The sequence below is a fragment of the Ruegeria sp. BC8 genome (genome assembly GCF_056535705.1).
Genome location: NZ_JBQFIV010000002.1, coordinates 373,783 through 386,315, shown reverse-complemented (window position 1 = coordinate 386,315; position 12,533 = coordinate 373,783). Strand labels below are relative to the sequence as shown.

9 protein-coding genes are annotated in these 12,533 nt (G+C 63.0%); all 9 read right to left on the bottom strand.

Going from position 1 to position 12,533, the window contains the following annotated elements:
* Positions 1-6 precede the first annotated feature (6 nt).
* A complete protein-coding gene (locus ACR3EK_RS18965) occupies positions 7-825 on the bottom strand; it encodes a M90 family metallopeptidase (protein ID WP_480634255.1) in 819 nt (272 codons plus the stop codon).
* Positions 826-866: 41 nt separating this feature from the next.
* Positions 867-2,711: an amidohydrolase gene (locus tag ACR3EK_RS18960; protein WP_480634254.1), complete on the bottom strand. Its 1,845-nt coding sequence runs from the start codon at positions 2,709-2,711 to the stop codon at positions 867-869.
* Positions 2,712-2,807: 96 nt separating this feature from the next.
* The gene (locus ACR3EK_RS18955) at positions 2,808-3,539 is read right to left on the bottom strand and encodes an amino acid ABC transporter ATP-binding protein (RefSeq protein WP_480634253.1); all 732 of its coding nucleotides are present in this window, start codon (positions 3,537-3,539) and stop codon (positions 2,808-2,810) included.
* Positions 3,539-4,372, bottom strand: a complete 834-nt coding sequence (locus ACR3EK_RS18950; protein ID WP_480634252.1) for an amino acid ABC transporter permease — start codon at positions 4,370-4,372, stop codon at positions 3,539-3,541. Before ACR3EK_RS18950 ends, ACR3EK_RS18955 begins: the two co-directional genes overlap by 1 nt.
* 1 nt (position 4,373) lies before the next feature.
* Positions 4,374-5,189, bottom strand: a complete 816-nt coding sequence (locus ACR3EK_RS18945) for an ABC transporter substrate-binding protein (RefSeq protein WP_480634251.1) — start codon at positions 5,187-5,189, stop codon at positions 4,374-4,376.
* 105 nt (positions 5,190-5,294) lie between these two features.
* Complete coding sequence (locus ACR3EK_RS18940; RefSeq protein ID WP_480634250.1) at positions 5,295-6,710, bottom strand: FAD-binding oxidoreductase; 1,416 nt, start codon at positions 6,708-6,710, stop codon at positions 5,295-5,297.
* 105 nt (positions 6,711-6,815) lie between these two features.
* Positions 6,816-7,073 carry a DUF4242 domain-containing protein gene (locus ACR3EK_RS18935; protein WP_093963294.1) on the bottom strand — a complete coding sequence of 86 codons (258 nt, stop codon included), beginning with the start codon at positions 7,071-7,073 and terminating at the stop codon, positions 6,816-6,818.
* Between the two features lie 30 nt (positions 7,074-7,103).
* Positions 7,104-10,664 (bottom strand): AAA family ATPase, encoded by a 3,561-nt coding sequence (locus ACR3EK_RS18930; RefSeq protein ID WP_480634249.1) that lies wholly within the window; start codon positions 10,662-10,664, stop codon positions 7,104-7,106.
* A gap of 88 nt (positions 10,665-10,752) precedes the next feature.
* Positions 10,753-12,489, bottom strand: a complete 1,737-nt coding sequence (locus ACR3EK_RS18925) for a SulP family inorganic anion transporter (protein WP_480634265.1) — start codon at positions 12,487-12,489, stop codon at positions 10,753-10,755.
* Positions 12,490-12,533 lie beyond the last annotated feature (44 nt).

The following is a 12,533-nucleotide window of genomic DNA, read 5'->3' as shown; positions in this document are numbered from 1 at the left end:
CACGGATCACGAAGGTTTCGGCCATTCGATTGGATCCAGCCGGAAGTATTTGGACAGCTGCCCATAGAATTCGGGCGCGGTTTCCCTGAGGGCCTCGGGGCGTTCGAAGAACAGCTCGACCGTGACGGCAAAGAACTCTTCGTGTCCCGTGGCGCCATAGGGGTCGATCACAGTGCGCCGGCCTGTCTCGACCGCGTGCAGATGCGCGTCATACGCGGCCAGAAAAACACGTTCCCACTCGGCATAGCTTTGACCCTTGGCCAGTACGGGCACGCCGTTGGTGCCGCCGGACAGATCATCCAACTGATGCGCGAATTCATGAAACACGACGTTGTGTCCGTCATGATCGTTTGCCGCGCCCTGCCGGCTGTGCGCCCAGGACAGGATCACCGGCCCCCGGTCCCAGCTTTCGCCGGTACGGATGATCTCCTGTTCGGTCACGACATAGCCGCTGTGCCGCTGTTGGCGGGACTTGAAGGCATTGGGATAGATCAGGACCGTCGTCAGATTGTCGTACCATTGGTCCGAGTTGACGACCAAAAGGCAAGCTTGTGCGGCGATCGACAGACGCATCTCGTCCGTGACCTCCAGCCCGTCGCAGCCGATGAAATCGACCTGATTCAGGAACAGGTTGATCTTGCCTTCCAAAGTGGCGCGCAACTTGGCAGGCAACCGCTCGAGGATCGGCACCATCGCATGGATGGTTCGCCGCTCCTCATCGCTCAGCGGTGTTAGCAGCAGCGCGGCCCTGGCCCTGGACTTCGACCAGAAATACCAGACCACCAGACCGGCGATTGCCGCAAAAAGGCTCAGAAACAGCACCATGTGGCGACGGTATCTCTATTGCCCCACCTCGGAAAGCCGATTCATTCGGTCGAGGGCTGCGTGAAGTTCGCCAGCCAAGGCCGTTCGACATCCATGCCCTGATACAGCGCATGCAGCAGCAGATGTGCCGTCACCGGGTCGGGGGCAAGGGGGCGTCGGTCCAGTCGTCCCTCCTTGACCGCCGTATCGGCGTCGAAGATCACCGCATCCTCTTTGATGGTGGTCAGCACCCGAAGCTGGGCCAGCGTTTCGGGGTCGACCGCGGTCGGGTCATCCGAAAGGATCACGAAATCGGCCAGCTTACCCACTTCGATCGAGCCCTTCTGGTCTTCCTCGAAATGCTGCCATGCCGGCCAGATCGTCATGGCCTTGAGCGCTGTCATCACATCGACCCGCTGGTGAGGGCCTAGGATGTCGCCCGACCTGGTGCGCCGGGTGACCGTTGCGGCCAGAACCCGCATGCTGTCGGGAAACGCTACAGGCGCGTCGTGATGCGTACCGAACATCATGCCGCGTTCGGTCACCCAGCCGGTCGGCGAGATGTTGTCGGCATTGACCGGCCCGACCGTGTGGTCGCGGTGCCAATCGCCCCAGTAGAAGGTGTGCATCGGAAACAGCGACGGGAACACGCCCAATCGTTTGAGGCTGGCCACCTGATCCTCGCGCAGGAACTGACCGTGCACCAGAACCGGCCGGTTGCCCGGATCGCCATAGGTCAGCCGCGCCTCGTCGATGGCGGCGACCAGCATATCCGTGGCGCCCTCGCCATTGGAATGGGTCAGGATCTGGTGACCGTTCTCGAAACACCAGTTCACCGCATCCTGCAACTGCTCGCGCGTGATGGCGGCGTATCCGGCATAGCCGGGCGGGTAATCCCCGACCGGATCGTAGTAGGGCCGATCCCGCAGCGCGGTAAATCCTTGCGGCGAGCCGTCGATTGTCAGCTTGCACCCGCCGACTCGCACCCGGTCGGCATAGGTGCGCGAGGCGTCCGACGCGATGAAATCGCGCGATTCCAGAATGTCGGGAAAGGCCACGACGTCGATCGGAAGGTCGCCGTCCGCGGCCACCCGGCGCAGGGCCCGAACCACCGCGCCCGAGGAGCGTCCCTCTTGCGCGGTGGTGTAGCCAAAGCGCGCCCACATCCGGCTGCCGGCGCGCGCGAAAGTCTGCAGCCCGTCTTCGCCGACAGCGCCAAGCAGGGGCACCAAGGCGCCGAAGAATGCGTATTCCTCCAGCACGCCGTTCGGCTCGCCGGCCTCGTCCTTTCGGATCACACCTCCGGGCGGGTTCTCGGTTTCTGCGGTGATCCCGGCCAGTTCAAGTGCCTTGGAATTGCCCACCCCCAGATGGCCCGATTGGTGGATGATCATGATCGGAACGTCGCGCGATACCGCGTCCAGTTCGGAACGGGTAGGGTGGCGCAGTTCGGCCAGTTGTGCGTTGTCATAGCCAAAGCCGATGATCATCCCCATCGCTTTGACCGTGTCACCATTGGCCTCGGCCCACGCGGACAACGCCGCCTGCAGGCTGGCAATGTCGGTGACCTTGCCATCCGGTGGGGCCAGCAGGTTCGCCGACAAGGCTTGCAAACCGCCCATGACCACGTGGCCGTGGCTGTCGACAAAACCGGGCAGCATTGCGCGCCCGTCCAGATCAAAGATCGTTGTGTCGTCGCCCTGGTGGCTGCGCATCTCGGCCAGTTCACCTACCGCGATGATCCGCCCATCCCTGACCGCGACCGCCTGTACCGTGGGCCTGGCGTCATCGATCGTCAGTATCGGACCACCGGTATAGATCGTGTCCGCGATCTGTTGGGCCAAAGCCATGTTGCCGAGGGTCAGACCGGCAGCAACGCTCACGGCAGACAGGGACAAAAGACGCATTCCGAACCTCCAGCAGCATATGGCAATGCGCTGGAGTCTAGCACGAAGTTGGCGTCCGGCCCGTGCAATGTTGAATTGCTGATCCGACGTCGGCGTTTACTTGAGCGCGCGCACCAGGAATTGCCGTGTGGCGTCCTGCTGCGGGTGGTCGAACAGCTGCTCGGGCGGGCCTTCCTCGACGATGCGGCCGTTCTGCAGGAAACACACCTTGTCTGCGGCCTGCCGGGCAAAGCCCATCTCGTGCGTGGCCATCACCATCGTCATGCCCTGCTGTTTGAGCATCAGCAGCACGTCCAGAACCTCGCCCACCAATTGCGGGTCCAGAGCCGAGGTAATCTCATCGAACAACATCACCTCGGGCTGCATGGCCAGGGCGCGCACGATGGCGACGCGCTGCTGCTGTCCACCAGATAGTTGGTCGGGATAGTTGTGCATCCGGTCGGCAAGCCCGAAGCGTTCGAACATCTCTTCGATCTGGGGCAGCAGCTCGGCGCGCGTGCGGCCGCGCACGCGGCGCGGCGCCAGCATCACGTTGTCCAGCGCCGTCATGTGCGGGAACAGGTTGAAGCTCTGGAACACGATGCCGATGCGCGCGCGCACCGATTGCGGATCCAGACCCGGCACCGAAATGTCGACCCCGTCCAGCAGGATCTCACCATCCTCGATCGGCTCGAGCAGGTTGATGCAGCGCAGAACGGTGGATTTGCCCGCCCCGGAGGCGCCGATCAGGCAGACCATCTGCCCCTGGTCCACGGTCAGGTCGATGCCGTCGCAGACGGTGCGGTCGCCAAAGCGTTTGACGACGTTGCGCAGGTTCAGTTTCGACATCAACGCCGCTCCCGCATCTGCTTGGCCATAAGGTGGTCGGCGTAGCGCGTCGCCGGGATTGTCACGATCAGGAAGATGATCGCCGCGCCCACGTAAGGCGTGAAATTCGCCAGCAGCGATTTGAACACGCCCGCCTGGCGGAAGATCTCGACCGGGCCGATGAAACTGAGCAGCGACACGTCCTTTTGCAGCGCGATCAGCATGTTCATCTGCGAGGGCACGACGTTGCGGACGGCCTGCGGCAGTACCACATCGCGCATAACCTGACCCTCGGTCAGGCCCAGCGACAGGGCGGCGGCGCGCTGGCTGTGATGCACGCTGTCGATGCCCGAGCGGAAAATCTCGGCCACATAGGCCGAATAGGTCAGGATCAGCGCCAGCGATCCCCAGATATAGGGCGAGTTCCATGGCCGGGTCAGGCCCAAGCCGGGAATGCCGAAGCCGATCAGATAGACGGTCAGGATCACCGGCACGCCACGGAAGATGTCGGTGAAAGCCGCGCCGAAGATGCGCAACGGGAACAGCGCGGGCGATTTGGTGTCGCGGGCCAGCGCGATCAGCAGCCCCAGCACCGCGATCGCGGGCGCCGACCAGGCAAAGATCATCACGTTGATCTTGAAGGCCTCGAGCAGTTTCGGGAAGGTCTTGACCAGGACTTCGCCGTTGAAAAAGCTCTGCTGGACCTTGGCCCAGCCCGGCGCCAGCGGTACCAGCACGATCAGCGCCACGACGACCAGAACGGTGCTGGTCGCGGCGATCCGGATCGACCGCCGCCGCTGCTGCGCCTCAAAAAGTTCGCGGCGGGTCGGGCCCGCCGTTCTGTTCTGTGTCATGTCACTTGATCAGCGGAACGCCCGTCGTGTCCTGCAGCCATTTGGCTTCGATCTCGGCCAGCTTGCCGCTTTCGTTCAGCGCGGCGATGGCCGCATCCACGCAGGATTTCAGCGGGTTGCCTTCCTCCATCAACATGCCGAACTGGTCGGGGTTGTCGCCTTGATCGGCAGGGAACTGGCCAATCACCTTGGACCCTTCGATCATCACCGCGCTCAGGAACAGGGCGGTAGGCAGGTCGAACAGCGCGGCGTCGATCTGGTTGGCGGTCATGGCCGCGTTCACATCGGCATTGTCGCCATAGAGCAGCGGGTCCGCATCCGGCTGGATCACGCTGGCCAGTTTCGGCACTGCGGTGGTCGACCCGACCGCGCCCCATTGCAGGCCCTTCAGCGCCTCGAGCGTGGGCGGGGTTTCAACGGCGTTTGCGCTGACCAGAACCGCCATCGGCGCGGTGTAATAGGGGGCCGAGAAATCAACGACCTGATCGCGCTCGGGCGTGATCGAGTATTGCTGGATGTTCACGTCGAAATTCTTTGCGCCGGGCTGGATCGCCTCGTCAAAGGATGACCGGACCCAGACCACGTCATCTGCGGCAAAGCCCATCTCCTCGGCCACGGCATAGGCGACGGCGGCTTCAAAGCCCTGGCCGGATTCGGGCGCGTCATCCATCACCCATGGGTAATAGGCCGGGTTTCCGGTGGCCACGGTGAACTTGCCCTCGGTCAGGGTCTTGCCCGCGGCGCACTGCCCGTCCGCAAGGGCCGAAGTTGCGGTGAACGCAAGGGTTGCGGCCGCGATCGAAAGCATCTTGGACATGAGTCTGGGTCTCCTGTTGGGAATGTCGGGCCCACGGTAGTGTTGCCCGCCGACCCTGTCCAGTTGGTCGCGGTCTATGCCAAACCCCGCAAGAAGTTCAAGCCGTCACGCGGGTGGAATGTTGTGGTTCACCCGGAACAGGTTGCCGGGATCGTACCGCCCTTTGATGCGCGACAGCTGCGTGGCATTGGCCCCGTAGGCGCCGGACAGATGATCGGCCTCGTCCGCTGGCATGAAATTGACATAGGCACTGCCGGTTGCATGCGGCGTCATGCGGTCATAGAGCGCGCGTGCCCAGGCGATGCAGGTGTCATCCTTGGCCGGATCTTCCCAACGGGTGTGCACGTTCATGATGAAATGGGCCGAGCGTTGCGGATAGGCTGTCGCCGCAGCCTCGACCCGGGCCATCGCACCGCCGACATGGGCAATGAATACCTCGCAGGACGGATCCGGAAGGGTCGAGATACTGTCCAGAAGCCCTGCGATTGCATCCGCGGGCAAGGCATCAAAATCGTGACTTTTCCAATAGTTTCGCGCGCCGGGGGTCAGCAGGGGGTCAAAAGCGGCCTGCCAGTCGACGAAGGCGTGCGGCGAGATTACGTCCACGATCGGGTCCCCGAGGGCGCGCAGCGGCTCCATCGCGGCTTCGCCGTTTTCGATGGGACCTGCATAGCAGGCGGCAAAGATCAGCACCTCGCGCCCGTGCCAGTCTTCGGGAAGGAAGGGCAGGGGAGGGGCCTTGCGCATCACCGTCCAGACCGTCAACTCGTCAGGCGCAGTGTCAGCGATCCGCGCGTATTCGGGCAGCAGAGCGGGGCCCTGCTCGATCGGATGCACCACAAGGCCGGACAACACCTGCGGCCCCAGCGGGTGCAGGCGGAAATCGAACGAGGAGACCACGCCGAAATTGCCGCCACCGCCGCGAATGGCCCAGAACAGGTCCGGGTGGCTGTTTTCCGATGCGGTCACGATCGAGCCATCGGCCAGCACCACCTCGGCCGAGATCAGGTTGTCGATGGTCATACCGAACTTGCGCGTGGTCCAGCCAAAGCCGCCGCCCAGTGTCAGCCCGGCGATCCCGGTGGTCGAGTTGATGCCCGTCGGAACCACCAACCCGTGCGCCTGCGTCTCTCGGTCCACGTCACCCAGAACCGCACCCGGCGCCACACGCGCGGTGCGCGCCTTCGGGTCGACATGCACCGATTTCATCTGCGACAGGTCCAGCATCACCGCATCATCGGCCACGGCATGTCCGGCGATTTGGTGCCCGCCCGAGCGGACGGACATGATCAGCCCCGCTTCGCGCACGAAATTCACGGCCTTTTGCACATCGCTGGCTCCGAGCGCCCGGATCACAAAGCCGGGTTTGCGGTCGACGATGCTGTTCCAGGTGGTGCGGGCACTATCGTATTCGGGGCTGCCGGGAAGAAAGACGGATCCACGCAGCGACGCGTCCAAAGCGTCCAGCGCGTCTTGGTCCACGGATTTGGTGCTGCCGTTCAGCGTTATCAGGTCAAACATGATCAGTCCTCCAGATCAGGTGGACAGGTTTCCTGCGGTGCTGCCTCGGGCAATGGGTTGTGCGGCCCATTCGAGCGAAGGGCGCGCAATGCAAATTTGGTCGTGTCAGGCGAAGATACCGGGATCGATCCGATCAACAGGCGTGATGACGTCAGCCGGAATGTTCAGACGCTTTGCCGCCTTGCGCAGGCTTTCCGCGTCCGGCGCCTCGTATAGACAATAGGTTTTTCGCTTGTCCGCGCTCAGGAACGAGAAAATCCACTCGATTCCTTCTTCGTCGTTGATTTCCTTGATCTTTACCTTGTCATCGTCGCCAAGCTCAAGCTGTTCGGCGAAGTTCCGTTCGATGATGTACCTTGGCATTATGCACCCCCCTGCGCATGTGCTCGGAGTCTAAGACGCGGATCCTTCAAGTTTTGACCTAAGGGAAACCATACCCAATTCCCGGGCAGTTGCCAACGCTTCGGCCTCAAGCGACAGGGCTGAGCGCAGATCCTGAGCGCGACCGCGACGGCGAAGAGCCCAGGCGCGCGCGGCTTGGCTGTGGGCGATCCACGGCGGCGCGGCCATCGCTGTGTCCACTTGGATCGCGGTTTCGAACAGCTCGTCGGCGGTGTCCCAATCACCCAACGCGGCGGCCAGCGCTCCCAGCCGCCGGGCCGCGGATCCGGTGCAGACGGTTGTCGCGCCGGCCGTGATCGTCAGGTCCCGGTAGGGCAGCAGCTTGTCGATCAGCGTTTGGGCATGGTGCGTGTTCTCGACCGCGACGCAGATATCCGCCAGATAGGACAGCGTGGTCGAGTACATCGCGTCCTGAGGCAGGTCAAAACCGGTGTCCGCGATCTCATTGAGAATACGCTCGGCGGGCTCGCGAAACCCCAGTTCGGCGGCTATCAGGCCGAATCCGGGTTTCCAGCTGGTTTCGCCGGGGCTGTCGGACATGAGCCGCTTGATCACAGGGGCCACTTCATGCAACCGGGCCTGCTCGCGCCGGATGGTGAACATCTGAACGCCGTAGACACCCTCGACATGGGCGCCGTGTGTCTGCCGCCCGATTTTGACGGCTTCGCTCGCATAGGTCTCGGCGCGTTCAAAATCGCCATCCAGGATGGCCACCATTGCACGGGCATGGATCTGGACCCAGTACAGCTGTCGGTGGTTGTCCTTGTCCGAGATCTCGGTCAGCAGTTTCAACGAGGTGTCGACCAACTGGCGGTCCGCCATTTCGGCACCGACAAACAGGCTCAGGGTACGGTCGCGACCCTGATCGATGTTTCCAAGCTTTTCCGCCACTTCGTGCATGGATTCGAGGTTCTTGCGCCAGTTCAGCCGATCTTCGCCCTGGCGCGCCACGAAGGGAGCGCCGAAGCGGGTCATCATGACGGCGAACCGGGATTTGTGATCGCCCAGCCGGGCGGCCAGTTCCATGCATTGCTGGCCATATTTAGTGCCCTCGGCAAAGTCGCCGATGAACATGTAGGCGCGGGCGATCTGGGCCATCAGACGACACCGCCGAACCTCATCTGTCGGCGGCAGGCTGTCCAATGCCTCGAAGCACAGGCTGATCGCCTGGCCGTGCCGTTGACCGGCCATCATGCATGAATCGGCGAAGTGATGCGCCGCGTCGGCAGCAAGGTCCGTCCGGCCGGAGTGCCGGGCGGCGTCCGAAGCTTCCTTCAGTTTGGCGATGCCTTCCGGCAACCTGCCTGCGCTGTCGTAGCTGCGCCCAAGCAGCAGGTTTCCAACGATCGTCTGAGGACTTTTTTCGTCGCCGAGTTTTTGCGCGGCCTTCAGGGTTTCCGTCGCATTGGCCAGGGCTTCCTGGCTGGCCGACCGTGACAGAGCCATTTCCGTCGCAGCGCGCCACCGGTCATAGGCGGCAGCCCAGTCTTCGGCCTCGGTCAGGTGCCGGGCGGCCAACTCGGGGCGTCGTTCAATCTCGGCCGACCGCAACTGCATCAGCGCGCGGGCGACATTGGCGTGTTGGGCCTTGCGCGTGCTGCTGAGCATGGACTGATAGGCGGTGTCCCTGATCAATGCATGGCGGAATACATAGTGCCCTTTGTGGTGCCCGCTTTCAAAGACCAGTCCAGCGCGACACAGCTCAGCCAGACAAGTGTCGAGCTCTGCCGGGGCTTCCGGCATCGACGCGGCAAGCAGAGCCGGTTCGAACTCGCGCCCGATAACCGACGCGGCAAGAGCCGTTTGTTTGGCGTCGGGCGATACGGCGTCCAACCGGGCCATCAACGCTCCGCTGAGGGACGCGGGCACGTTCACACCGACCCCGCCGGTTTCGTGTATGGCGCGGGTCAGTTCCTCGACAAAAAGCGGCACGCCGTCGGTTTTGTCGACAATCAGGTCGACCAATTCCGGATCCGGATCGCGTCCCGAGACACGTTGCACCAGATGGGCGACCTGCTCGGCATCAAGTCGCCCTAGGTGCAGGGTTTGCACATGGCTGTCCCCTTCGGTCTTCTGCATTTCCCAGCCGGGGCGATGCGTGATCACGATCAGAAGGGGAAGGTCGACGCACAACGCTTTGAAACGATCCAGCAACGCGTGGGTCGAGGCGTCGATCCAATGGGCATCCTCGACAAACAGGATGACCGGACGTTGGACGGCCCGGGCCTTTACCGTGGTGACCAGCGCTTGGATCGTCAGGTCTCGCTGTTCCTGGGGCGACAGTTGCAGGACCTGCTGGGCCAAGGTGCTGCGCGGGGCGACCAAAGCGGCGAAGGCAGGTAGAACAAGGTCCAGATCCAGTCCTTGCCGCTGGGCCAGCATGGCGTGAACACTCTCCTGCACCCTGTCGTCGTCAAAATCCGGGTCGACGCCCGCATCCTGTGAAATCCGTTCGGCAACCGGGTGAAACGGGCTGCTGGTCAGATAGGGTGAGCAGTTCAGTCTGATGATGTCGGCCTTTTGGACCACACTTTCGTCCTGCAGAAACTCCTCGATCAGGCGCGACTTGCCGATTCCCGCTTCGCCTGACAGCAGGACCACTTCGCCTTTGCCGTCCTGCGCGTGTTTCCAGGATTGCAGAAGGATGCCCTTTTCAAAACTGCGGCCGATCAGGAACCCGTGGGCTCCATCCCCGCGAACCGCATGGAACCGGCTTTCGGCGCTGCGCTCACCCATGACCTGAACCAGGTCGTGGGCGACATCGAAGCCTTTCAGGGGCACGCTGCCCAAGGATGAAACCTCGAACACGCCATCCAACGACCCTGTCAGGTCTGCACGGGGCATGACGACGGCGTTTGCCGGGGCTTTTTCCTGCAACCTGGCGGCCAAGTTCAACACCGGTCCGGTCATGGCACCTTCTTCGAACGAGTTTTCACCGATCGCGTCACCGACAACCACGTCGCCGCTGGCGATGCCGATGCGCACGGCGAGTGGAGTTCCGTCGGGCGTCGTCATCTGCCGGACCCTTCGCACGGCTTCGAGACCGGCTTTGACGGCCCGAATGGCGTGATCCTCATAGGCGCGGGGCCACCCGAAAAAGACCAGCAGCCCGTCGCCAAGGTATTTTGCGACATATCCTCCATACCGGCTGACAGCACCTGCGACGGAATCCTGGTATCTCTGCAACAGGATCCGCATGTCTTCGGGGTCGATCCGGTTGGTCAATTCGGTCGAGCCGACGAGATCGGCAAAAAAGACCGTCAGATGGCGCCGCTCGGCCGGAGCGCGCGACGGTTGCCCATCCGAGTCGAGCAGCGCTTTGGCTGCGGCTGCTGCGATGTCAGATGTGGGTTGCTCGGGCGCGTGTTCATCAGACAGGACGCGGGCGGCAGCCAGAATGACCTTGCGATGCCCGAGGCTGACTCCAATCTCTCGGAGATCGTCATTGGTCAGCAGAGGCAATACGCGTGCATCAACGTCATTCTCCGCAAATGTCTCTGCGTATTGGCCCAGACCAAGATCGTTCAGCCATGTTTTGACCGTGAACCCCATTGACGGATCATGCGTGGTTGCAATTCGTCAATCAAGCGTGAGGAGTAAACTTTACATAATCATGATTACGCGGCTCAGGGATCAGAACTCATTCCGCGGCCCACGTGATCCGGTCAGGCGCGGTCAGTCTTTGCCAGGCGTCATATTGCGACAGGAACACCTGCCCGTTCAGTTCGTCGAGGAAATGCGACTGCTTCAGTCGGTCCATGACCGGGCCTTTGACCTCGCTCAGGTGCAGCCCGACACCCATGTCGCGCAGGCGGTGGTTGATCGCTTCGAGGCTTTCGAGCGCCGAGAAGTCGACCTCATTCACCGCCGAGAACATCAGTACCACGTTGCGGATCTCGCAGCCCTCGGTCACGCGCGACTGGATCAGGTCCTCGAGGAAGCGGGCATTCACGAAGTACAGGCTTTCATCCACCCGCAGCGTGACCAGCGTGGGGTCGGTCTGGACCTTGTGGCGCAGGATGTTGCGGAAGTGCTGAGTGCCCGGCACCAGCCCCAGTTCGGCCACATGCGGGCGCGAGGTCTTGTACAGATGCAGCAGGATCGAGATCGCCACGCCGCTGGCAACACCCGCTTCGACACCGGCCATCAGGGTCAGGACGATTGTGGCGGCTACGGCGGTGAAATCGGCCCGTGAATAGCCCCAGGTCTTTTTGAGGATTGAAAAATCCACCAGGCTGAGCACCGCCACGATGATCGTCGCGGCCAGCGTCGCCTTGGGCAAGAAATAGACCAGCGGGGTCAGGAAAAGCGCGGCGATCGCCAGCCCAATGGCGGTGAAGGCACCAGCCGCCGGGGTCTCGGCGCCCGCGTCGAAGTTCACCACCGAGCGCGAGAACCCGCCGGTGACCGGAAAGCCTCCGGTGAACGCAGCGCCCAGATTGGCCGCGCCCAGGCCGATCAGTTCCTGATCGGGGTCCACGCGCTGGCGTTTCTTGGCCGCCAGCGTCTGCGCGACCGAGATGCTTTCGACAAAGCCGATGATCGAGATCAGGATGGCGGGCACCAGCAGCGCGCCGATCAGGTCCGAGGACAGCCCCGGCAGGGTCAGCGGAGGCAGGCTTTGGGGCACCTCGCCCACGATCTTGACGCCGCGCGCGTCCAGCCCGAAGGCCCAGACCGCCATCGTGGTTGCCACTACCGCCACCACAGGCCCGGCCTTGGTCAGCACATCGGCCAAAAGCGGCGGTACGCCCATGCGCCGCAGCGCGGGTTTGAGGTTCTTGCGCACCCAGAACAGGAAGGCCGTGGCCAGTGCGCCGATCACCACCGTAATCCCGCTGGTCTGGTCCAGATGCGCCAAGATAGAGCCCAGCATCTCGGGCAGGGTATGGCCATGCGCGCTGACCCCCAGGATGTGTTTCAACTGGCTGGTGGCGATCAGAATGCCCGAGGCGGTGATGAAACCCGCGATCACCGGATGAGACAGGAAGTTGGCCAGAAAGCCCAGCCGGAACACACCCAGCAACACCAGGAACCCGCCCGACAGAAAGGCCAGTGTCAGCGCCGCCACCGCATAGCCGGCGGTGCCCTGTTCAGCCACCTGCCCCACGGCGGATGCGGTCAGCAGCGACACCACCGCCACCGGACCCACCGCCAGCGCCCGGCTGGTGCCGAAGATCGCATAGAGGATGATCGGCACGATCGAGGCATAGATACCCGCCTCGGGCGGCAGCCCCGCCAGCAGCGCATAGGCCAGCGATTGTGGGATCAGCATGATCGTCACGATCACCGCGGCGATCAGGTCATTGGACAGCGCCGCCCGGTCATACCGGCGGCCCCAATCCAGAATTGGCAAGTATCGCAACAGGTTGTGCATCGGTTCCACGTTCAAGAGGGCACAGGGCGGGTGTTGGATGGCGC